Consider the following 690-nt stretch of genomic DNA (forward strand, 5'->3'; position numbering starts at 1 on the left):
GGGTATCGACGAACCCCAGCAGCACCACCGAACGGTGTGCTAGACGACCAAGATCAATCTCACCGGCACTTTCTGTACCGCAACTACTCACACCCGGATGTGGTCGGCGACCACGCGGAGGCGCACGTCCGCCTCCGCGTCGGTGCCGTAGCGGACCCCGGCGAGCGCCGCCGCGCGGTCGAGGACGGGGCGGGTCTCGTCGATCTCGTACAGGTTGTCGACGCCTTGCAGCAGGGTCGCCATGCGTTCCAGGCCCATGCCGGTGTCGATGTTGCGGCGGGGGAGTTCGCCGAGGATCGGGTAGCCGGACTTGCCGGGGCCCTCGCCGCGTTCGTGGCTCATGAAGACGAGGTTCCAGAACTCCATGTAGCGGTCCTCGTCGACGGCCGGGCCGCCCGCGCGTCCGAGTGCGGGGCCGCGGTCGTAGTACAGCTCGGAGCAGGGGCCGCACGGGCCGGGCACGCCCATCGACCAGAAGTTGTCCTCGTCGCCGCGCGCCACGATCCGCTCGTCCGGCAGATCGGCGACGCGCCGCCACAGAGCGCGCGCCTCGTCGTCGCTGTGGTGGACGGTGACCCAGATCCGGGCCGGGTCTAGGTGTGTTGTCCGGGGAGGTTGGTGACGCGGCTGGCTGGGGTGTGGCCGCTGATTCCGGTGTGGGGTCGGTGGTAGTTGTACCAGTCCAGCCAG

At 69.4% G+C, this 690-nt stretch carries 1 pseudogene; it reads right to left on the reverse strand.

Features of this window, described 5'->3' with window-relative positions:
- Positions 1-93: 93 nt before the first annotated feature.
- Positions 94-597: pseudogene (locus tag ABD329_RS47925) on the reverse strand (alanine--tRNA ligase-related protein); the annotation flags it as partial.
- Positions 598-690 lie beyond the last annotated feature (93 nt).

This window comes from Streptomyces javensis, assembly GCF_039525925.1.
GTDB classification, from domain to species: Bacteria; Actinomycetota; Actinomycetes; order Streptomycetales; family Streptomycetaceae; genus Streptomyces; species Streptomyces asiaticus.